Annotated in this window: 19 protein-coding genes and 1 tRNA gene; 16 read left to right on the top strand and 4 right to left on the bottom strand. The window is 69.3% G+C overall.

Features of this window, described 5'->3' with window-relative positions; all coding sequences use genetic code 11:
* Window positions 1–54 precede the first annotated feature (54 nt).
* Window positions 55–951 (top strand): guanylate kinase, encoded by an 897-nt coding sequence (gmk, locus tag WFH00_RS04810; RefSeq protein ID WP_336659497.1) that lies wholly within the window; start codon window positions 55–57, stop codon window positions 949–951.
* A 13-nt stretch (window positions 952–964) separates the two neighbouring features.
* On the top strand, window positions 965–1,870 hold the full coding sequence (locus WFH00_RS04805) for a DMT family transporter (protein WP_336659496.1): 906 nt from the start codon (window positions 965–967) through the stop codon (window positions 1,868–1,870).
* Between the two features lie 100 nt (window positions 1,871–1,970).
* Here the strand turns inward: WFH00_RS04805 and WFH00_RS04800 are convergent, their stop codons facing one another.
* On the bottom strand, window positions 1,971–2,645 hold the full coding sequence (locus tag WFH00_RS04800; protein ID WP_442918783.1) for a DNA-3-methyladenine glycosylase: 675 nt from the start codon (window positions 2,643–2,645) through the stop codon (window positions 1,971–1,973).
* Between the two features lie 195 nt (window positions 2,646–2,840).
* On the opposite strand from WFH00_RS04800, the gene WFH00_RS04795 reads away from it, so the two are divergent.
* Window positions 2,841–3,446 (top strand): HdeD family acid-resistance protein, encoded by a 606-nt coding sequence (locus WFH00_RS04795; protein ID WP_336659493.1) that lies wholly within the window; start codon window positions 2,841–2,843, stop codon window positions 3,444–3,446.
* Window positions 3,447–3,513: 67 nt separating this feature from the next.
* Here WFH00_RS04795 and WFH00_RS04790 read toward each other — a convergent pair whose 3' ends face one another.
* Both WFH00_RS04790 and ligD read right to left on the bottom strand, forming a co-directional pair.
* Window positions 3,514–4,071, bottom strand: a complete 558-nt coding sequence (locus tag WFH00_RS04790; protein WP_336659491.1) for a YaeQ family protein — start codon at window positions 4,069–4,071, stop codon at window positions 3,514–3,516.
* Window positions 4,072–4,172: 101 nt separating this feature from the next.
* Complete coding sequence (gene ligD / locus WFH00_RS04785) at window positions 4,173–6,830, bottom strand: non-homologous end-joining DNA ligase (RefSeq protein WP_336659490.1); 2,658 nt, start codon at window positions 6,828–6,830, stop codon at window positions 4,173–4,175.
* A gap of 69 nt (window positions 6,831–6,899) precedes the next feature.
* Between ligD and ku the strand changes: the two genes are divergently transcribed.
* The 8 genes from ku (at window position 6,900) to WFH00_RS04745 (ending at window position 14,472) form a co-directional block, all read left to right on the top strand.
* Window positions 6,900–7,898 (top strand): non-homologous end joining protein Ku, encoded by a 999-nt coding sequence (ku, locus tag WFH00_RS04780; protein ID WP_336659489.1) that lies wholly within the window; start codon window positions 6,900–6,902, stop codon window positions 7,896–7,898.
* A gap of 98 nt (window positions 7,899–7,996) precedes the next feature.
* Window positions 7,997–8,551: a PadR family transcriptional regulator gene (locus WFH00_RS04775; RefSeq protein WP_336659488.1), complete on the top strand. Its 555-nt coding sequence runs from the start codon at window positions 7,997–7,999 to the stop codon at window positions 8,549–8,551.
* Window positions 8,552–8,565: 14 nt separating this feature from the next.
* The gene (locus WFH00_RS04770) at window positions 8,566–10,326 is read left to right on the top strand and encodes an ABC1 kinase family protein (protein ID WP_442918782.1); all 1,761 of its coding nucleotides are present in this window, start codon (window positions 8,566–8,568) and stop codon (window positions 10,324–10,326) included.
* Between the two features lie 63 nt (window positions 10,327–10,389).
* Complete coding sequence (locus tag WFH00_RS04765; protein WP_336659487.1) at window positions 10,390–11,544, top strand: PP2C family protein-serine/threonine phosphatase; 1,155 nt, start codon at window positions 10,390–10,392, stop codon at window positions 11,542–11,544.
* On the top strand, window positions 11,541–13,505 hold the full coding sequence (locus WFH00_RS04760) for a glycosyltransferase (RefSeq protein ID WP_336659486.1): 1,965 nt from the start codon (window positions 11,541–11,543) through the stop codon (window positions 13,503–13,505). Before WFH00_RS04765 ends, WFH00_RS04760 begins: the two co-directional genes overlap by 4 nt.
* Window positions 13,502–13,834: an STAS domain-containing protein gene (locus WFH00_RS04755; protein ID WP_336659485.1), complete on the top strand. Its 333-nt coding sequence runs from the start codon at window positions 13,502–13,504 to the stop codon at window positions 13,832–13,834. The genes WFH00_RS04760 and WFH00_RS04755 overlap by 4 nt, the downstream gene beginning before the upstream one ends.
* Window positions 13,824–14,336, top strand: a complete 513-nt coding sequence (locus WFH00_RS04750) for an ATP-binding protein (RefSeq protein ID WP_336659484.1) — start codon at window positions 13,824–13,826, stop codon at window positions 14,334–14,336. Before WFH00_RS04755 ends, WFH00_RS04750 begins: the two co-directional genes overlap by 11 nt.
* Before the next feature lie 62 nt (window positions 14,337–14,398).
* Window positions 14,399–14,472: transfer RNA gene (locus WFH00_RS04745), tRNA-Ile, on the top strand.
* 37 nt (window positions 14,473–14,509) lie between these two features.
* Here the strand turns inward: WFH00_RS04745 and WFH00_RS04740 are convergent.
* Window positions 14,510–15,304 carry a FadR/GntR family transcriptional regulator gene (locus WFH00_RS04740; protein ID WP_336659483.1) on the bottom strand — a complete coding sequence of 265 codons (795 nt, stop codon included), beginning with the start codon at window positions 15,302–15,304 and terminating at the stop codon, window positions 14,510–14,512.
* Window positions 15,305–15,427: 123 nt separating this feature from the next.
* On the opposite strand from WFH00_RS04740, the gene WFH00_RS04735 reads away from it, so the two are divergent.
* From WFH00_RS04735 to efeO, 5 genes are all read left to right on the top strand, one after another.
* The gene (locus tag WFH00_RS04735; RefSeq protein ID WP_336659482.1) at window positions 15,428–16,525 is read left to right on the top strand and encodes a ferrochelatase; all 1,098 of its coding nucleotides are present in this window, start codon (window positions 15,428–15,430) and stop codon (window positions 16,523–16,525) included.
* Between the two features lie 84 nt (window positions 16,526–16,609).
* The gene (gene hemQ, locus WFH00_RS04730; protein ID WP_336659481.1) at window positions 16,610–17,335 is read left to right on the top strand and encodes a hydrogen peroxide-dependent heme synthase; all 726 of its coding nucleotides are present in this window, start codon (window positions 16,610–16,612) and stop codon (window positions 17,333–17,335) included.
* Between the two features lie 122 nt (window positions 17,336–17,457).
* Window positions 17,458–17,946 (top strand): Dps family protein, encoded by a 489-nt coding sequence (locus WFH00_RS04725; RefSeq protein WP_336659480.1) that lies wholly within the window; start codon window positions 17,458–17,460, stop codon window positions 17,944–17,946.
* Between the two features lie 186 nt (window positions 17,947–18,132).
* Window positions 18,133–19,083 (top strand): iron uptake transporter permease EfeU, encoded by a 951-nt coding sequence (efeU, locus tag WFH00_RS04720; protein WP_336659479.1) that lies wholly within the window; start codon window positions 18,133–18,135, stop codon window positions 19,081–19,083.
* Window positions 19,080–20,282 carry an iron uptake system protein EfeO gene (gene efeO, locus WFH00_RS04715; RefSeq protein WP_336659478.1) on the top strand — a complete coding sequence of 401 codons (1,203 nt, stop codon included), beginning with the start codon at window positions 19,080–19,082 and terminating at the stop codon, window positions 20,280–20,282. The genes efeU and efeO overlap by 4 nt, the downstream gene beginning before the upstream one ends.
* Window position 20,283: the final 1 nt, after the last annotated feature.

Here is a 20,283-nt window from a genome sequence, read left to right as displayed (position 1 = left end):
CGCGAGGCCGGAGTGCACCGCGAAATCAGGCACAGGGAAGTAGGACGAGTGACGATGAGCGAACGGACGATGCCGGAAGTGGATCGGGTCGCTGCGAACCGTGCTGCCATCGCGGCGCGCCAGGCTCGCGCGGAGTTGAAGCGTCGTCTGCGTTCGGGGGAGGTGTCGCCGTTCCGCGTGCTCGAGCAGTCACGTGTACCCGGCACGCCCGCGGCCTCGCTGCGCATCACCGATTTCCTGCTCTCGTTTCCGGCGATCGGCGCGGTGAAGGCCGAGCGGGTGCGCGACGAGCTCGGCATCTCGGAGCGTAAGCGCCTCGGCGGTCTCGGGAAGCTGCAGCGCGACCGGCTCGAGGAGTTCGTGCGGGATCGCACGGGCGCCGTGCAGCGCGGCCCCCGGCCGCCCCTCACCGTTCTCGCGGGGCCGACCGCCGTCGGCAAGGGCACCGTCGCGAGCTACATCCGCGAGCACTATCCGGAGGTGCAGCTCTCCGTCTCGGCGACGACCCGCGCGCCGCGCCCGGGCGAGGAGCACGGGCACCACTACTTCTTCGTCGACGACGAGGGCTTCGACCGCATGCTCGCCTCCGACGAGCTGCTCGAGTGGGCGACCGTGCACAACAAGTACCGCTACGGCACGCCGCGGCAGCCCGTGCTCGACGCGGCCGCCCGCGGTGCGCTCATGCTGCTTGAGATCGATCTGCAGGGCGCGCGCCAGGTGCGCGCGAGCATGCCCGAGGCGCAGCTCGTCTTCCTCGCGCCGCCGAGCTGGGAAGAGCTCGTCGATCGCCTGGTCGGCCGAGGCACCGAGGACGCGGAGGAGCGCGCTCGGCGCCTCGAGACCGCGCAGGTCGAGCTCGCCGCCGCCGACGAGTTCGACGAGGTGATCGTCAATGACGAGGTACCGCGCGCGGCGGCCAGGCTCGTGGCGTTGATGCGCGGCGAGCGCTAGGGCGCCGGCGGAGATGTCGACACTCGAACCGCAGCAGTACCTCGGAATCCCGCTCGCGCTCATCGGCGCGGCGCTGCTCGCCTTCGGGGCGCAGTACCAGTCCCGCGGGCTGAATAAGGTGGAGCGCCTCACCGGCGTGAGCGCCGGCTCGGGGCTGTCATGGCGTCACATTTCGCGGCTCGTCCGTCGGCCCTCCTGGGTCGTCGGCACCCTGTTTCTCGGGCTCGCGGTGGTGTTTCAGATCGGATCGCTGTCGCTCTCGCCCCTCATCATCGTGCAGCCCATCGGCGTGGTCGGGCTGGTCATCACGTCGATCCTGAACGCGCGCGTCAGCGGGGTGCGGCTCGGAAAGCGCGTGCAGTCCTCGATCGGGCTTGCCGTGCTCGGCATTGTGACGTTCGTGACCGTCGCGGCGTTCACCGCCTCGAACCAGATCGTCACCGACACCAAGCTCATCGAGATCCTCATCACCTTCGCGGTGGTGTTCACGGTCACGCTCGTCCTCTTCATCGCGTTCCGGCACCGGAGCGTCGCCCTCGTCTACATCGTCGGGGCGGGGGTGCTCTACGGTTTCGTCGCGACCTTCGCGAAGGCGGTGATCGGGCGCCTGCAGCAGGGGGAGTTCGAGTGGCTCACCTGGGCGTGCGTGCTCGCGCTCATCGCGGGCGCGGTCGTTGGAATGGTGTTCGTGCAGAACGCCTACTCCTCGGGTCCGCCCGATTTGGTCGTCGCGGGGCTCACGGTGATCGACCCGATCGTCGCGGTGCTCATCGGCATCGTGGTGCTCGACGAGGCGGCCGCTGCGCCGCTCTGGGCGATCGTCGCGTTCGTGCTCTCGGGCGCGGTCGCGGTCGTCGGCGTGCTGGGCCTCGCGAAGTTTCACCCCCAAACGGGCGCCTCCGCCCTCGACCCCCGCTAGCCGCGCGCCGCACCGCCCCGCCGCACCACCCCCAACACCTGCGATCGGGGTAAGTTGCGGCGCGTGTCGCAGCGCCCAGCGAGGCGACACGCGCCGAAAGTTACCTCGATCCCAGAGGGTACGGGCGGCCGATGGAGGCGGGCCGTAGGGCGCCGCGGCCCGGGCGGAACGCCGACACCGATCGCTCCTCCGGGAGCCAGAAGCGCCACGGAAAGTCCTCGCCGCCGGGCACGCCGGCGACACCGACGCGGGGGCCGTGCAGTACGTCCGGCGCGATCTCGGCCGGAAGCTCCAGGGCGAACGGGGCGCTGAAGAGGCTAAGGCCGTCGTGCGTCTCCCGCCTGATCCCGAGCGCCTGCGCGACGTTCCCGGGTCCGCGAGCAAGCTGGTGATGGGGCAGGATCGCGCCCGGGCGCCGTTCCGTGCGCCGCCGCTCCGCGAGTTCCGCGCCCTGCACCACCTCGCCGGCCCGAATCAGCACTCCCGATGCGGCCCCCTCCGGCGAGCAGACGAAGTTGATCGCGAAATGCATGCCGTAGCTGAAGTAGACGTAGGCCCGGCCCGGCTGACCGAACATCGAGGCGTTGCGGTCCGTGCGGCCATTGCGCGCGTGCGACCCGGCGTCGGCCACGCCCTCCGTGCCGACGCCGTGATACGCCTCGACCTCGGTGATGCGGATCGTGACGGCGCCCGCGGGCGACTCGGTCGTGAAGCGCGCACCGAGCAGCTGCGGAGCGACCTCGAGGGCGGGGCGTGAGAAGTCGGCAGGAAGCATCCCCTCCATTCTCGCAAGTCGCGTCGCGGAACGGGGTGGCCCGGAATACGCCTCTGGCGATCATGGGGAGAGTGCGGGTGCCGGTGCAAGCGCCATCGGGGCGCAGACGAGACGTTCGCCCTACGATGGAGGTATCTCGCTGACGCTCCGCTCGCGCCGCGTCACTCGCCGCTCCGGGAACCTTGGAGGAACGCCGTGTCCCAGCAGCCCATCCCATTCGGCCCGAACGACCCGCGCGCCAGCGGCCCCGGGCCCGTCCCCGGCGCCGCGAGAACCGCCTCGCTGAAGACGACGGCGATCACCATCGGCGTGATCGTCGCACTGCTCGGCCTCGGGCTCGTCGTCTGGCCGTTCTTCGCCGCGAGCTGGATCCTGGTGCTCCTCTTCGGCACCGCGCTGATCGCGAACGGAATCGCCCTCCTGGTCGGCGGCCGCAGCTCGGCCCTCGCGGTGTTCGGCGGGGTGCTGCTGATCGTGGCCGGGCTCATCTCCTTCGCGTTCACCGGCGCAACCGCGCGCGTGCTCGTGAGCTTCGCGGGCTTCGGACTGATCGGGATCGGCGCCCTCTGGATCGCCATCGGCGCGAGATGGGCGCGGCTGCGGCCCGGGATCGCGATCGCCCCCGGCGTGGTGCTCGTTCTCGGCGGAATTCTCGCGATCGTCTGGCCGGGCATCGCCCTCGTGCTCGCCGCGATCGTCGCGGGCGCCGTGCTGCTCGCCATCGGCGTCGCGATCATCGTGGGCGCGACGCGTGCCCGCGTGCGGCCGGAGGAGCCGGGGCAGACGACGATCATCATCTAGAGCCGGGCGCGGACGCTCGGGTGGCTCCCCGGGAGGACGGGGCTTCTCGAGAAGCGCAGAGCGCGAGCTACGCCGAGCGCTCCTCGCCGTCGACGCCGAACGCGGTCACCGTGCCGCTCGCGGTGCTCCCGTTGAGCTCGACGTACACCTGGCCTTCCGTTCGGGAGACCGCGAGCGTGTTCCGCCGCTCGAGCGCGGCGACCGTCTGCGCGACGAGCGCCGGCTCGACCGCGTACAGCACGACCTCTTCGGCACGATGGATGCGCTTGCCACCCCATGAGCGAAGTACGTGCGCGGGATCGCGATGCGTGTACACCACCGCGCGATCCGCCAGCTTGCTCCCGGAATGCACCCGAGCCGCGTCCGGAGCGCCGACCTCGATCCAGGCGGTCACCGCGCCAGTGAGGTCGCGCACGAGCACCGCGGGCTCCTCGCTCGTCGAAACGCCGCCGCCGAACACGATGCCCTCGCGGTACTCGAGGCAGTACGCCAGGATCCGCGTCACCATGAACTCCGCCGTCTCAGACGGATGACGCGCCACGCGCAGCGCGAACTGCTCGTACACGCCGCGGTCGACATCGGCGAGATCGACGTCGAAGGTGTGCATCGTAGATCCGATAGCCATAACAGCCGAGTCTACGGGCTGCCGGAGCGTGGGACGGACGCCGGTAAGGCGACCGCCTGACGCGAACCTGAAGTCCGCGAGTCGATCGCCGTGGCTGCTCCTCAGGCGAGGAACTCCGAAACGTCGCGGTCGGGTCGCCAGCCGCGCCACACCGCATGTCGCAGCCGCCCCTCGGAGGTGCGCTCGCGGAACGTGACCTCGCCGACGCGCCGCGGCGTCACCCAGTGCGCTTCCCGGAGCGCGTCGCTCGGCACCTCGACCGGCGGGGTCTTCCGCTCCGAGCGGGCGAGCTCCGCGCGGATCCGAGCCCGCTCCACGCTGCGGAACCCGCTCGCCACTCGTCCGCTGTAGACGAGGCCGGCCCTGGCTGCAGGTTTCGAAGCAGAGGATTTCGCGGCAGCGGGTGCGGCGGCAGCGGATCCCGTGGCTGCGGGCGCCGCGAGGAGCAACGAGGCGAAGCCTCCCGGATCCGCGTCGCTGTCGCGCCACCCGATGACCACGACCTCCGCGGTCTCGAACAGTGGCAGTTTCAGCCAGTCGGCCGAGCGGCGCCCCGAGCGGTACGGGCTCGAAACGCGCTTCGCCACGATGCCCTCCAAGTGCAGCTGACGAGCGGCGGCCACCGCGTCGGACGCGGCGTTCCCGGAGTCCGCGTCCGACTCCCCATCGGAGGCCCCACCCTCGAATGCCGCGGGCACGGCGAACACGCGCTCGAGCTCAGCATCGGCGGCGAGCGCGAGCAGAAGCTCTCGGCGCTGGGCATAGGGGAGCGCGCGGCAGTCGTTTCCGTTCAGCTCGAGCAGGTCGAAGGCGAGATACTGCACGCCCACGCTCTGCTGTGCTCGGCGCACCTCGCGCGGGTCCGAGAGGCCCATGCGCTGCTGGAGGCGCTCGAAGCTCGGTGCGTCATTCGCCCCGAGCGCCACCACCTCCCCGTCGAGCACGGCGCTCTCAACACCCAGCGCAGGCCCGATGTCCAGGAGCTCGGGGAAGGTGGAGGTCACGTCGCGGAGCGACCGGCTCGTGAGGCGCGTCAGCGGATCCTCGTTCGCCGCACCGCCCGCATCGCCCGTATCGCCCCCGGTGCCCGCCGCGATGCTCATGAGCAGCCGCATGCCGTCCCATTTCATCTCGAACGCCCACTCGCCGGCGTCGAGCCGGTCGATCTCGGCCGCGGGTGCTCGGGTCGCGAGCATAGGCTTCAGCGATACCCCCGAGCCCGACGCGTCGTCCCCGGGCGTCGCCTTCGGAACGGGGCCGCGGCGCGCGCTCCCGGCGCCTCGCGCGGAGCGGGTCGAGGCGCGCTTCTCGCGAGCGGCGCGGGGTTCCCGATCCATGAGGTGGATCATCCACTGCGGGGGATCTGCCTGCGTGCGAAAGAGCACCAGACGCCGCGGTTCACCGAGACCACCCTCGCGCTCGCCCGTCAGCGTCACGATGATCTCGTCCCCCCGCCACTTCTCGAGCTCATACGTGCCCGAGTCCCAGATCTCGACCTCGCCCGCTCCGTACTCGCCCTTCGGGATCGTGCCCTCGAAGTGCCCGTACTCCATCGGGTGATCCTCGGTCGGGACCGCGAGGTGATTGCGCTTCGGGTCGGTCGGCACCCCCTTCGGCAGCGCCCAGCTCACGAGCACCCCGTCGTGTTCGAGGCGGAAGTCGTAGTGGAGTCGACGGGCCTGGTGCCGCTGGATCACGAACACGTGGGAGGCTCCCGGTTCGGCCGCGGTCCCGCTCGCGGACGCGGCACCGCCGCCCGGCCCCGGCACCGGCTCGGGCGTCCGCGAGGCGTCGCGCTTCTCGCGGTACAGCTCGAGACGCTCGGAGGTGCGGTAGGCGTCGGCCGCCCGCCCCAGCTCGGCGAGCGGATCGCCCCGCGACTCGACGCGGTCGAGCGCCTCCGTGAAGAGCAACTGTTTCAGGTGGGGTGATGCGAGCTCGCGCCAGGTGCGAGGCGCGGCGACGGTCGGGCGCGCCCGCCCGCGCAGGGAGTACGGCGCGATCGTCGTCTTGTTACCGTTGTTCTGGCTCCAATCGATGAAGACCTTGCCCGCGCGGAGTTCCCGCTTCATCGCGCTGATGATCTCGTCGGGGTGATCCGCCTCGAGCGAGCGCGCGAGCTCCTTGGCGACCTGCGACACCTGCTCGGAGGTCTGCCGCCCGTCGAGCGCCGCGTACAGGTGGATGCCCTTGCTGCCGCTCGTCACCGGCACGGACTCGAGCCCCATCCCCTCGAGGATGTCGCGCACGCGCCCCGCCACGCGCGCGCACTGACGCAGATCGACGCCCGGGCCGGGGTCGAGGTCGAGCACCATCCGGTCGGGGCCCAGACGCGGATCGGCCTCACCGTCGCCGCCGGACCCCTTGCCGCTCCGGTCAAAGCGCCACTGCGGCACGTGAATCTCGAGCGCCGCGAGCTGCGCGAGCCACACGAGGGTCGCCTCGCTGTTCACCAACGGATACGCGTTGGTGTGATCGCGGTGGGCGATCCTGCCCGTCTCGATCCAGTCGGGAGCGTCCCCGCCGATGTCCTTCTGGAAGAAGCTCTGCGCGTCGCCCTCCTCGCCCACTCCGTCGGGCCAGCGTTTGCGGGTCGCAGCCCGGTCGCGGCAGTGGGTGAGCATCGTCTCGGCGATCGAGCTGACGTAGCCGATGACCTCGCCCTTGGTGGTGCCGGTCGCCGGGTAGAGCACTTTGTCGAGGTTCGACAGGCGGATCGAGTGCCCGTCAACCCGAACCGTCTGCTGCGCTCCCGCCATGGCTACAGCATGCCCCCGAGCGTGCGCAAGGCGTAGCCGGTTGACGCCAGGATTGGGTCTACTGTACTCATGAGAGCCATCTGGACCGGGGCGATCACCTTCGGGCTCGTCAATGTGCCGGTGAAACTGTTCAGCGCGACCGAAGATCACGATGTCGAGCTGCACCAGGTGCATGCTCGCGACGGGGGCAGGATCCGCTACCAGCGGCGCTGCGAGGTGTGCGGAGAAGCGGTCGAGTACGCGGACATCGATCGCGCGTATGTCGAGGACGATGAGACCGTTGTGCTGACGAAGGACGAGATCGGGGCGATCCCGCAGGAGCGCAACCGGGAGATCTCGGTCGTGGAGTTCGTGCCGACCGAGCAGCTCGACCCGATCATGTTCGAGAAGAGTTACTTCTTGCGCCCCTCCGGCAAATCGTCGAAAGCGTACGTGCTGCTGCGGCGCACGCTCCAACAGACGGACCGCACGGCGATCGTGCAGTTCGCGCTGCGGCAGAAGACGCGGATCGCGGCGCTCCGCGTGCGAGACGACGTGCTCGTCGTGCAGAACCTTTTATGGCCCGACGAGGTGCGCGAAGCGGAGTTTCCGGAGCTTGAGGAGAACGTGCGGATCTCGGCGAAGGAGCTGGAGCTGTCGTCGGCGCTCGTCGAGAGCTTCTCGGCGGACTTCGACGCGAGCGAATTCCACGACGAGTACCAGGAGGAGCTGCGGAAGCTCGTGCAGGCGAAGCTCGAGCAGGGGGACGCGCTCGACACCGACGCGACCTTCGGCGAGGCGGAGGAGTCGGGCGGGGCCGAGGTGATCGACCTCATGGAGGCACTGAAGCAGAGCGTCCAGCGCTCGCGCGACGCGCGGAAGGGCGGTGGGGGCGCGAAGAAAGCCGCATCGTCGAAGAAGTCGGCGTCGAAGCCGGCCGCGAAGAAGAGTGGGTCGGAGAAGTCGACGGGCGCGAAGTCGGCCGCGAAGAAGCCAGCTGCGAAGAAGTCAGCCGCCAAGAAGCCCGCTGTGAAGAAATCATCGACGAAGAAAACCGCGTCAGCGGCGGCAGAGAAGAAGGCCAGCTGAGCGAGCCCGCCCAGCGAACACGCAGCGACCTCTCGACTATCGCTCACCCTATCGTTTTATATTGTTGACTATCGTTCACGCCGATCATGGAGGCGCTCATGCACCAGTCATTCAATTCATTCGGGTTCGGCTCGGGCTCTGCGGGGGAGTCGCTCTGGGAGGCGATGGATCAGCTCCGCAGCGGCTTTGAGAAGCGCGCGGGTTCCCGCATGGCGCGCGGCGACGTGCGCGCCGCCGTTCTCGCGCTGCTCGCCGAAGAGCCGATGCATGGGTATCAGATCATCCGGGAGATTGAGCAGCGCAGCGGCGGCTCGTGGAAGCCGAGCGCCGGGTCGGTGTACCCCACGCTGCAGCTGCTCGCGGATGAGGGTCTGATTCGGGCGGAGGAGTCGCAGGGACGCAAGACGTACTCGCTGACGGAGGCCGGGCGCGACGCGATCGCGGAGGGCGAGGGAAAGGCGCCCTGGGCGGCGGGTGGCGGCTCCGGGTCCGAATCGCACTCGCGACGCGGCGCGCTGGCGCAGGCTGGATTCGAGCTCGCGCAGGCCGCCGCGCAGGTCGGGCGATCCGGGTCCCAGGAGCAGGTGCAAGCCGCAGTCGACACCCTCGACGAGGCCCGCCGGGAGCTGTACCGCATCCTCGCGCAGGCGTGACGGTGGTTGCCGGAGTGGCTGAGCCAGGCGTCGGATCTTCCGGCGGCGCTGCGACCGTGCGCGCGGACGAGCTCGCCAGCGCCGACATCGATCGCGTGCGGTACCGCCGCATCCTGCGCTTCGCCGCCCACTACCTCGCGATCAACTGGTGGTACGAGCTGGCGCTGCCGCGGCTCGGCCTCGCCCGCGTCGCTGAGCGCACGCGAGCCAGGCGCATGCAGACGTTCGCGCGCGCCTTCCACGGCTTTGCCATCGATCTGGGCGGCCTCATGATCAAGGTCGGCCAGTTCATGTCATCCCGGCTCGATGTGCTGCCGCCCGAGGTGACCGCGGAGCTCGAGGGGCTGCAGGACGAGGTACCGCCCGAGCCCTTCAGCGATATTGCGCGGCTCGCGGAGTCGGAGCTGCGGGTGCCGCTTGCCACCGTGTTCGCGGACGTGGATCCGACGCCGCTGGCCGCGGCGTCGCTCGGGCAGGCGCATCGCGCCCGCCTGGTCGCGCCGCTCGCGTCAGACGCCGGGTTCGAGCGCGCGGTCGTGAAGGTGCAGCGGCCGGGGATCGACGGCGTGGTCGCGGTGGATCTCGCGGCGCTACGTCGCGTCGGTCGCTGGCTCAGTCACGTGCGCCTCGTGTCGCGGCGGGTCGACATGCCGGCGCTCGTCGAGGAGTTCGCGACGACGAGCCTCGAGGAGATCGACTACCTGCACGAGGCCGCGAACGCCGAGCGCTTCCGCGAGCAGTTCGCGGACAATACCGGGGTCGCGGTGCCGGACGTCATCTGGGAGCGCACGAGCCGCCGCGTGCTCACGCTGCAGGATGTCACCGCGATCAAGATCACCGACGTCGACGCGCTGCGCGCCGCGGGCATCGATCCGCACGAGGTGGCGCTCCGCTTCGCCGCGGTGATGTTCGAGCAGTTGTTCAGCCACGGCTTCTTCCACGCCGACCCGCACCCGGGAAACGTGTTCGTGAGCGTCGACAGCGATCCGGCTCCGAGCGACCCGAGCCCGAGCACAGCGCCCGACTGGCGCCTCACCTTCATCGACTTCGGCATGATGGGCGAGGTCCCGCCCGGCACTCGGGGCGCCCTCCGCTCGCTCCTCGTCGCCGCCGCCTCCCGCTACGGTCGCGGCCTCGTCGACGCGATGGGCGAGGTCGGGGTGCTCCTGCCGAGCGCGGACACCGCGGAACTCGAACGCGCGATGACCCAGCTCTTCGCGCGGTTCGGCGGCATGGGCTTCGCCGAGTTGCGCGAGGTCGATCCGCGCGAGTTCCGAGACTTCGGCCACCAGTTCAGCGACGTGATCCGCACCCTGCCGTTCCAGCTCCCCGAGAACTTCTTGCTCATCGTCCGCGCGATCTCGCTCACTTCCGGCGTGTGCAGCGCGCTCGACCCGCGCTTCAACCTGTGGGACGCCGTCGAACCCTACGCCCAGCAGCTCATTCGTGAGGAGCGCGGAGGAATCGTGCGCGAGGCGGCGGGCCGCGCGCTTGCACTCGGGCAGGCCCTGCTGCGCGCACCCGGTCGGGTCGACGCGATCCTCGACCGTGTCGAGCGCGACGAATTCGAGCTCAGACTTCCGAAGCTCGAGCGCCGGGTGCGCCGCATCGAGCGGGCGCAGCGCGGGATCATCGCGGCCGTGCTGTTCGCGGCGCTCGCGGTGGTCGGCGTCGTGCTGCGACCGGAGCTTCCCGGCCTCGGCACCACTCTGCTCGTCGCCTCGGTCGTGCCGCTCGCCATCGGCGCCGCAGCTCTCTTGCGCCGCGGCGGGTAGCGGGTGCGCCGCGGCCCGCGCCGCCTCTAGGATGAAGAGAACTGCGCAATCGGGGGAGGACGCATGTTCGACGAGGAGCGACGGCTCGCGGCACTGCAGGAGATGGGCGTGCTCGACACACCGCCCGACGAACGCGTCGATCGCGTCGCGCGACTCGCGAAAGAAATGTTCGGCGTACCGATGGTGAGCGTCTCCCTGCTCGATCGCGACCGGCAGTGGCGCAAGACCCAGATCGGCCTCGGTGGCAACGAGGCGCCCCGCGAGGATTCGTTCTGCGACTACACCGTGCGCGAGAGTCGCATGGTCGTCGTGAAGGACGCGAGCAACGAAGCCATGTTCGCCGACAACCCGTTCGTCGTCGGCGATCCGCACCTCCGCTTCTACGCCGGACACCCGCTCTACGCGCCGGGCGGCGAGCCCGTGGGCACACTCTGCGTGATCGACACGGTGCCGCACGAGTTCACGGAGGGCCAGGGTGAGCTGCTCCGCGATCTCGCGGGGTGGGTGCAGGCCGAGCTCACTCGGGATGAAGAGCTCGACCACGCGGCGATCATCCAGCGCGCGCTTCAGCCGAGCCGCGTGCCCGAGATTCCCGGCTTCGAGATCGCCGCATCCGCGGTGGCGCGAGGCCAGCTCTCCGGCGATTTCTACGACCTCCTCGTGCTCGAGGACTCGCTGCGGATCACCGTCGCTGACGCCATGGGGAAGGGTGCCGGCCCCGCGATCTTGGCGGCGGGCGTGCGCGCATCGCTGCGCACGCTTCCCGGACGCGGCCTGGCCGAGGCGATGACCGAGGCCGATCGCGTGCTCGAGGAGGATCTCGGCGATACCGGCATGTTCGTCACCGCCGTCCACGCCGACATCGACACTGGCACCGGCGAGATCGAGCTCGTCGACGCCGGCCACGGGCTGTCCATCATCGTGCGCGCGGACGGCTCGTGGGAGCACCTGCGCTCCGCGGGTCTGCCGCTCGGGATGGGGTCGGCGGATCTGGCGGAGCGTCAATCCATCCGCACCGCCCTCGGCCCCGGTGACACGTTCGCCTGCGCGAGCGACGGCCTCCTCGACGTGCTCGACCCCGAGCAGCCGCTCGTCGAGTGCGCACGGCTCATCCGGGAGCTCGGGCCCGAGGGGGTCGTTCGCGCGGCGGCGGATAGAGCCCGAGGTGCGACCGCGATCGATGACGTCACCGTCGTGGTCGTGAGGCGAAACGCATGACCGCGCGCTTCGTGCTCATCCGGGTGCTGGCCCTGCTGTCGGTGCTCTTCGGCGCGAATTACGTAGTGTGGCGCTGGCTCGACTCGGTGCACTGGGACGCGTGGTGGATCGCCGTGCCGCTCGTGCTCGCCGAGACCTACAGCCTCATCGACACGTTCTTCTTCAGCCTGACGATGTGGCGCGCACGGGAGCGCCCGGCCCCCGTGTCTCCGCCGGAGGGCACCGTCGACGTGCTCATCGCGACGTACAACGAGCCCATCGACATGGTGATGACGACCGCGGTGGCAGCGAAGCGGATCGCCTACCCGCACGAAACCTGGATCCTCGACGATGGTGCGCGACCCGAACTCGAGCGCGCTGCACGAGAGGCGGGCGTTGGGTACCTGACGCGCTCGGAGGACTGGGACAACAAACCGCGCCACGCGAAGGCGGGAAACCTGAACAACGCGCTGTTCGAGACCGACGGCGAGTTCCTCCTCGTGCTCGACGCCGATCAGATCCCCGATCCGCTCATTCTGCACCGCACCCTCGGGTACTTCGCCGACGACCCCGCACTCGCCCTCGTGCAGACCCCGCAGTGGTTCTCGAACGTCGACGAAGCCGACCCCCTGGGCAGCCAGGCCCCCCTCTTCTACGGCCCGATCCAGCAGGGCAAGGACGGCTGGAACGCAGCCTTCTTCTGCGGTTCGAACGCCGTGCTGCGGCGCGAGGCGCTGATGCAGCTCGGCATCGTCGGGTACGTGCGCGACGTCACCACGTCGACGAAGCGGGCGCTCAAGGTCGCCGAGTCGCTCATCGCACGCGAGGTGAAGAGCGCGCAGGATCCCCAGCTCGCGAGCGAGCTCGTACGATTGCGCGAGACGATCTCGACCGCCCGCACTGACATCGCCCGCGGTGCGCCCATCGCCGACGCGACCTTCGCGGTGCGCACGGCGGTCGAGCGGGCGTCGGAGGCGCTCGTGGCACGCGATTTCAGTGCGATCCGCGCCGACCTGGAGGTCATTGCGCAGATGCCGATCGAGCGCGACGCCGAAATCGACGCGGTCGTCATCGACGAGGTCAAACTCGATCGACTCGCGACGGCCGAGCTCTCGCCGCTCGGAGCCGTTGAGGCCGTGACCGGGCTGCTCGACGCGCTCCGCATCGATCGCGGTCACGAGGCGCAGCCGGTGCAGCCGCTCGCGACGATCTCGGTGACCGAGGACATGGCGACGGCGATGCACCTGCACGCACTCGGGTGGCGCAGCGCCTACCATCACGAGATCCTTGCGCGCGGCCTCGCCCCGGAGGATCTGCGCACGATGCTCACCCAGCGCCTCCGCTGGGCGCAGGGCACGCTGCAGGTGATGCTCCGCGACAACCCGCTCGTGAAGCGCGGCCTGTCAGCGGGGCAACGGCTCATGTACTTCGCGACGATGTGGAGCTACCTCTCCGGCTTCACCGCCGTGATCTACCTCGCGGCTCCCGTCTGCTACCTGGTGTTCGGGGTGCTGCCCGTGACGGCCTGGAGCGTCGACTTCTTCGCGCGGTTCCTGCCCTACTTCATCGTGAACCAGCTGCTCTTCCTCGTGATCGCGCGGGGCATGCGCACGTGGCGCGGGCAGCAGTACTCGCTCGCGCTCCTCCCCGTCTGGATCCGCGCGTGCGTGACCGCGGCCGGCAATGTGTGGTTCGGACGTTCGCTGAGCTTCGCGGTGACGAAGAAGGACGGGCGCGACACCCGGGGCGTGCCGTGGCGCGAAATCTGGCCGCAGCTGACCGCGATGATCGTGCTCGCGGTCGCGCTCTGCATCGGGCTCGTGCGGCTCGCTGTGGGCACGGCCGATGGCACCGGTACGCTCGTGAACACCGTGTGGGTGATCTACGACCTCGTCGTCTTCAGCGTCATCATCCAGGCGGCCAGGTATCGGGGACCCCAGCGCGACAGCGCCAACGTAGCAGCAGCAGAAGGAGCGGCATGAATCTCGCGACCAGCGACCACGACGACTTCTCGGTGATCGCGATCACCGGGCGCCTCACGGCCTCGGGAGCTCCGCTGCTGCGCAACGCGGTCGGCGACCTCGTGGAGAGCGGTAAGCCGAGGATCGTCGTCGACCTCTCCGGCACCGAATTCATCGACTCGTCGGGCCTCGGAGCCCTCATCTGCGGCTTGAAGCGCGCTCGGGTCAGCGGCGGCGATCTGCGGATCGCAGCGGTGCCGGATCAGGTGCTCGCGGTGCTGCGCCTCACGAATCTCGACCGGGTCCTCAGTCTGCACCCAACGCCGGAATCGGCGTTCGATGGGCGCTGAGCCGCCGCTCGGCAACACGCTCGAGCTCCGCGGCCCGGCGGATCTCGCGTTCGTCGACCGCGCGCTCGACGCTCTCGAGGCGCTGTGGCTCGACGCGGAGCACGTCTCGCCGATCGACCAGACGATGTTCGCGCTCGCGCTCAGCGAGATCCTGACGAACATCGCGACGCACGGAACGGGCGAGGCAGGCAGTCCTGCTGACAGCGCCGAGAGTCGCGCCGACAGTGCCGCGGATGGTGCCGCCGCCGGCGCCTCGCCGGAGCCTCGCGACGTCGAGATCGAGCTGCGCATCGAGGCGGATCAGCGCGCGCTCACCGCGACCATACGCGACACGGCGGCGCCCGCGTCGATCGTCTGGGGTGAGGTGGAGATGGCGAGCACCGAGGCCGAGTCGGGCCGCGGACTCGCGCTCGTGCGCGCCGCGCTCGACGAGGTCGAGCACACCGCGACCTCGCAGGGCAACACCTGGCGCCTCCGCCGAAGCATCGCCCCAGAGGGCTGACAGCCCCCGTTCCGCGCGTCGGCTGCCCCCTGCGTCACCGATATGATGGGGGAGTTGTGCCAGGGGCGTTAGCTCAGTCGGTCAGAGCAGCGGACTCATAATCCGTCGGTCGCGGGTTCAAGCCCCGCACGCCCTACTGCATCCTGCGCAGACCCGCAGGAGCTGCGCCCGCCTTATACGCGCGCCGCGCTCGCATCACCGGATGCCGCGCCCGACTCTGCACCGGGGTCGTAGCCCGCGTCGATGAGCGAGGCCGCACGCTCGGTCTGCTGCCCGAACTCGAGCATGTCGGTGCGGAGGCCGAGGTCGCGATCGACGTGCAGCGCCATCGAGTGCGCGGCGCTCCGCACGTCCCGCTCCTCGATCGCCTGCAGCACGGCGCCGTGATCGAGGTGCATTGTCGCGAACGTGGTGCCGAGAATCACCCGGCCCTCCGTACTCGCGCGCTGTAGCACCGACATGACGCCGAGGTAGAGGTCGAGCAGCAGTTTGCTTCCGCTCGCCTCGACGACGAGCAGGTGGAACGCGCCCGGGTTCGTGCTCTGCTCGCACGAGGTCACGCTGTCGTGCTCGGCGTGCTCGTCGCGCTGCGCGGCCTCCCGGAGCGCCGCGAGGTGCGCCTCGGTGCGGTGCACGGCGGCGTGCTGCGCCGCCTCGATCTCGAGCGAGCGACGGTACACGAGCACCTCTTCGAGGTCGTGGTCGCCGAGAAACTCGGTCAGGAGCGTGCTGACGGGTGTGCGCGAGCGCACGAAGGTGCCGACGCCCGGCACCGTTTCGAGCATGCCGAATGCCGCGAGCGAGCGCACCGCCTCGCGCACGGTGGACTTGCCCACGCCGATGAGCTCCATGAGCTCCTGCTCTTTCGGAATGAGATCGCCGACTGACCAGGCGCTCGTGGAGATCTTGTCGCGGAGGTAGTCGAGGGTGTCTCGAGCCTTCTGCGAGCCTCGGATGGCACTGGACATGGCGAACCTCTTGTTGCGCTGGGAGATGGTGCTCTTATCGTAACGGACGCTCGAACGGCCCCCGCGGTCACATCTGCTCTAATACATCAGATCTACAGGTAGGGCGGTGGTAGCGTGCAAGATATGACCGGTTCTGCCCTCCCGTACGACGCACTGCTCCTCTGCTCCTTCGGGGGCCCGAACGCCACGGACGACATCATTCCGTTCTTGAAGAATGTGACCCGCGGCAAGGGCATCCCTGAAGAACGGCTCGCCGAAGTGGGGGAGCACTACCACCGCTTCGACGGGCGCAGCCCCATCAATGACCAGAATCTGGCGCTGCTCGAGGCGCTGCAGAGTGAACTCGATCGCCGCGGCGTACGCCTCCCCGTGATTTGGGGCAACCGCAACTGGCACCCTTACACGGTCGATACGCTGCGTGACGCGCGGGCGTTCGGGGCCCAGCGGATCCTCACTCTCGTGACAAGTGCCTACGCCTCGTACTCCGGAAGCCGTCAATATCGCGAGCACCTCGCCGATGCGACCGCGCTGCTCGGCGGCGATGCGCTCGAGATCGACATGCTGCGCCCGTTCTTCAACGATCCGGGCTTCGTGCACGCGAACCGCGAGGCGATCGAGGAGGCCGCGGCGCAGCTGAGCGGTGGCCTCGAGGGCGCGCACATCATCTACGTCACGCACTCGATCCCGGACACCATGGAGGAAGCCTCCGCGGTGACCGGCCCGAGCTACCGCGAGCAGCACGAGGACGTGCGGGCGACGATCGACCGAGAGCTGCGCGAGCGCCACGGCGCGAACTTCAGCTCCTCGCTCTCGTATTGCTCGCGTTCGGGCAACCCGCGCACGCCATGGCTTGAGCCGGATATCAACGATCACATCGAGGCGCTGGTCGAGCAGGGAGTGCGGCGGATCATCATCGCGCCGATCGGCTTCATCTCGGACCACATGGAGGTCGCGTTCGACCTCGACGTCGAGGCGCTCGAGACCGCCGCGGAGCATGGCATCGAGGCCGTGCGGGCGGGCACGGTCGGCGTGCGCCCGACCTTCGTTGGCGGGCTCGTCGACCTGATCCTGGAGCGCGCCGCTCGCGAGCGCGGCGAGGCCACCGAGGCCAGGGTCGCGGGCGAGCTCCCGGCGTTGCCGGACGAAGCGCCGGCGGGGAGCTGCCGGATGCGGCACGGCGAGGTCACCGGTCTCCCGGTGCTCGCGGGCGTGCTTGACTGATACCGACGGCCTCAGTCACCTGAGAATCCACCACCGACGTGCTTGCAACCGAGGCGAGCACACACCACCTCCGAGGGGAAGCGCATGACCACCGCCGAACGCCCGTACATCGACCACAGCCACGTGGCCGAAGAGATCAACGCCGCAACGAACTTCGCGCTGTACGCGGTGTTCAAGGAGACCCGCGTATCCGGCTCGGACGCGTCGACGCCTGTTTCGTCCGAGCAGGTGCGCAGCATTCTCGCCGAGCTCGATGAGATCGAGGGGCTGACGACGCGCGGCTGGTACGACGTCTCGGGCTTCCGGGCCGACGCCGATGTGCTGATCTGGTGGCACGCGCCGACGTCGGAGGCGCTGCAGCGCGCCTACCGCACGGTCTGGGAGCGCAGCGAAGGTCGGCTGGCGCCGGTCTGGTCGAACATGGGCGTGCATCGCACCGCGGAGTTCAACCGCGGGCACGTCCCGGCGTTCCTCGCGGGCGAGACCCCGAAGGAGTACGTCTGCGTGTACCCCTTCGTGCGGGGCCGCGACTGGTACCTGCTGCCCGACGCCGAACGCGGCAAGATGCTGCGCGAGCATGGCGCCGCGGCGCGCGACTACGGCGACGTGCTCGCCAACACGATCGCGTCGTTCGCCCTCGGCGATTACGAGTGGCTGCTCGCGTTCGAGGCCGATGATCTCGTGCGCATCGTGGACCTCATGCGCGAGCTGCGCGCCGTCGAGGCCCGCCGTCACGTCATCGAGGAAACACCGTTCTTCACGGGCCCCCGGCGCGATGCGGCGGAGCTCCTCGGCCGGGCGCTTCGATAAGTTTTCGGCCCCGGATCGGGGTGTTCGCTCGAATGAAGCGTAGCCTCGCCTTCCTTGCGCGGGCCTGAAATCGGCGTAGTGTAAAGCACGAACCAGGTACACCGACGAAAGGGATTCATTCGATGTCTACGAAGCAGATCACCGTTCCCGCAGCTCAGGGCGACCTGCACCGCCCCAGCGGAGTTGCGCAGTACCTTTCGCCCGTGGTGCACGATCTCGTCGCCCTCGCGGTCAATGGCAAGCAAGCGCACTGGCACGTCCGTGGTGAGAACTTCATCGGCGTGCACGAGTTCCTCGATGAGGTCGTCGCGCACGCTCAGGACGCGGCGGACTCGGTCGCCGAGCGTATCGTCGCCCTGGGGCTGCCGATCGATGCCCGCGTGGGCACGGTTGCAGCTCGTACCTCGACGCCGGAGCTCAGCGATGGGTTCCAGCAGTCGAACGTGACGGTCCGCGAGATGGTGGCGCAGCTCGACGCCACGCTCGAGACGATCTACGCCGCGGTGAAGGGCCTCGACGATGTCGACCTCGTCAGCCAGGACGTGGTCATCGCTATCGCGCAGCAGCTCGACAAGGACCGCTGGTTCCTGTCGTCGCACTTCGCGGAGTAGCAGCGGAGTCAGGCTCCGAGACTCACGGGCCCGGTACGCGCACTGAGAAAGGCGGGTGCGATCCTCACGGATCGTGCCCGCCTTTTCCGCGTTCCGGCGCAGTGACAGAGCGCGTTCATCTGATGTGCTAGATTCGTAAGTGAGGGGGGCCTTACTTAGGTCACACGTAGGCGAAAGGCCCGCTGCATGATTGGAACGCTGCTCATTGGCCTCCGTGAGGGGCTCGAGGCCGCGCTGGTGGTCAGCATTCTACTGGCGTACGTGCGGCAGCTCGGTAGGCGCGACGCGGCCATCAAGATTTGGGTAGGTGTCGGCGCCGCGATCCTGCTCTCGCTCATCGTCGGCGGCGTGCTGACCTTCGGGGCGTACGGCCTGTCGTTCCGCGCCCAGGAGGCGATCGGAGGATCGCTCTCGATCCTCGCGGTCGGCATGGTCACCTGGATGGTGTTCTGGATGCTGCGCGCCTCACACGGCTTGAGCGCCGAGCTGCGGGGCCAGGTCGATCGCGCGATCATCGGCAATGGCTGGGCGGTCGCAGCGCTCGGCTTCGTGTCGGTGGGTCGCGAGGGTCTCGAGACCGCGCTCTTCATCTGGGCGACCACTCGCGCGAGCGACCTCTCTCCGCTCGTCGGTTTCCTCACCGCGGTCTCGGGAATTCTGCTCGCCGTGATCCTCGGTTACGCCCTGTTCCGCGGCATGATCCGCGTCAACCTTTCCCGCTTCTTCCGTTGGTCGGGCGTGCTCCTTGTCGTGTTCGCGGCCGGCGTGCTCGCCTACGGCATCCATGACCTGCAGGAGGCGGCACTGCTTCCGGGGCCGTTCGCTGAAGCACCCGCGGGCGCGAGCGGTGTCATCGCGAGCTGGTACGGCGAGTCCGCCTGGGCCTTCCGCGTCTCGCACGTCATCGCGCCCGACGGCGTGCTCGGTGCGCTGCTGAAGGGCACGCTCGGCTTCTCGCCCGAGATGACGTGGCTCGAGGTCATCGCCTGGCTGGCGTTCCTGATTCCCACGCTCACGATCTTCCTCCGCGCATCGTTCGCGCAGGATCGGGCCGCACGCGCGCAGCGCGCAGCCCTCAAGACGACCACGGTCGCTCGCCCCGAGCCCGTGACCGCTTCCTCGAAAGGAACCCCGTGAATCCCGTGTCCTCCCGACGCGCCGCCTTCGGCATCCTCGCTGTGACCTCCGGCGCGCTGCTCCTCACCGGCTGCGTGCCGAACGCCGCCCCGAGCGGCGAGTCGATCGCCGTGACCGCGAGTGACACCGACTGCGCGGTCGAGACGACGAGCGCCCCGAGCGGCACGGTCACGTTCACGGTGAAGAACGACGGTTCGAAGGTCAACGAGTTCTACGTGCTCGGCAGCAACGAGCTCACCATCGTCGGTGAGGTCGAGAACATCGCGCCGGGCGCGAGCCGCGATCTCACCGTGCAGGTGGGCCCGGGTGAGTACTTCACGAGCTGCAAGCCCGGCATGATCGGCGCGGGCGTCGGGCAGGCGGGCTTCACCGTCGAGGGCGACGCGCTCGAGACCTCGCCCGAGGACGCCGCGATGGTGGAGCAGTACGTGGGGTACGTGAAGGCACAGACGGAGGAGCTGCTGCCCGAGGTGCAGGCCTTCGTGGACGCCTACACCGCGGGTGACGATGAGGAGGCCAAGCGGCTGTTCCCGCTCGCTCGCGTGAACTACGAGCGCATCGAGCCGACCGCCGAGCAGTTCGGCGACCTCGACCCGAAGATCGACTACCGCAAGCCGGGCGCCGACGAGGAGGGCATTCCCTTCACCGGCTTCCACCGGATCGAAATGGATCTCTGGAACGACGCGGCAGTCGCGAACGGCGACTACGCCGGCGATCCCGATCTCACCCCGCTGACCGATGCCGAGCGCAAGGATCTCGGTGCGCAGCTCGTCGCCGACGTCACGGAGCTGAAGGACAAGGTCGCGGACCCCGAGTTTACGCTGACGCTGGCGGACATCACCGAGGGTGCGAAGGGCCTGCTCGATGAGATCGCGGCGCCCGACGGCAAGCTTCCGGGCGAGGAGAACGAGTTCGCTCACACGGACCTCTACGACTTCACGGCGAACGTCGAGGGCGCGCAGGTCGCGTTCGACACGGTGCGGGCGGCGGCAGAGGCGAACGGTCACGAGGATCTCGCCGCCGAGCTCGAGAAGCGCTTCGACAGCATGCTCGAGCTCCTCGCGAGCTACGGCAACTACGAGGATGGCTTCGTCTTCTACGACACCGTGACCCAGGAGGAGCGCAACGCCCTCGCGGCGCAGCTCACGGCCCTCAGCGAGCCGATGTCCGAGCTCACCGCAGCGGTGATCGCGAACTAAC

The organism is Leucobacter sp. USHLN153 (genome assembly GCF_037145615.1).
Taxonomy (GTDB): Bacteria; Actinomycetota; Actinomycetes; order Actinomycetales; family Microbacteriaceae; genus Leucobacter.
Note: the sequence above shows the minus strand (reverse complement) of the source record. Positions and strands in the feature narration are given on the sequence as shown.

Excerpts from the sequence above, each read along its gene's own strand:
- hemQ (WP_336659481.1), top strand. The coding sequence starts at position 16,610 with ATGACCACCGCCGAACGCCCGTACATCGACCACAGCCACGTGGCCGAA.
- WFH00_RS04760 (WP_336659486.1), top strand. The coding sequence starts at position 11,541 with ATGACCGCGCGCTTCGTGCTCATCCGGGTGCTGGCCCTGCTGTCGGTG.
- WFH00_RS04725 (WP_336659480.1), top strand. The coding sequence starts at position 17,458 with ATGTCTACGAAGCAGATCACCGTTCCCGCAGCTCAGGGCGACCTGCAC.
- WFH00_RS04740 (WP_336659483.1), bottom strand. The coding sequence starts at position 15,304 with ATGTCCAGTGCCATCCGAGGCTCGCAGAAGGCTCGAGACACCCTCGAC.
- ku (WP_336659489.1), top strand. The coding sequence starts at position 6,900 with ATGAGAGCCATCTGGACCGGGGCGATCACCTTCGGGCTCGTCAATGTG.
- WFH00_RS04775 (WP_336659488.1), top strand. The coding sequence starts at position 7,997 with ATGCACCAGTCATTCAATTCATTCGGGTTCGGCTCGGGCTCTGCGGGG.
- WFH00_RS04735 (WP_336659482.1), top strand. The coding sequence starts at position 15,428 with ATGACCGGTTCTGCCCTCCCGTACGACGCACTGCTCCTCTGCTCCTTC.
- ligD (WP_336659490.1), bottom strand. The coding sequence starts at position 6,830 with ATGGCGGGAGCGCAGCAGACGGTTCGGGTTGACGGGCACTCGATCCGC.
- WFH00_RS04800 (WP_442918783.1), bottom strand. The coding sequence starts at position 2,645 with ATGCTTCCTGCCGACTTCTCACGCCCCGCCCTCGAGGTCGCTCCGCAG.
- gmk (WP_336659497.1), top strand. The coding sequence starts at position 55 with ATGAGCGAACGGACGATGCCGGAAGTGGATCGGGTCGCTGCGAACCGT.
- WFH00_RS04750 (WP_336659484.1), top strand. The coding sequence starts at position 13,824 with ATGGGCGCTGAGCCGCCGCTCGGCAACACGCTCGAGCTCCGCGGCCCG.
- WFH00_RS04765 (WP_336659487.1), top strand. The coding sequence starts at position 10,390 with ATGTTCGACGAGGAGCGACGGCTCGCGGCACTGCAGGAGATGGGCGTG.
- WFH00_RS04790 (WP_336659491.1), bottom strand. The coding sequence starts at position 4,071 with ATGGCTATCGGATCTACGATGCACACCTTCGACGTCGATCTCGCCGAT.
- efeU (WP_336659479.1), top strand. The coding sequence starts at position 18,133 with ATGATTGGAACGCTGCTCATTGGCCTCCGTGAGGGGCTCGAGGCCGCG.
- WFH00_RS04755 (WP_336659485.1), top strand. The coding sequence starts at position 13,502 with ATGAATCTCGCGACCAGCGACCACGACGACTTCTCGGTGATCGCGATC.
- WFH00_RS04805 (WP_336659496.1), top strand. The coding sequence starts at position 965 with ATGTCGACACTCGAACCGCAGCAGTACCTCGGAATCCCGCTCGCGCTC.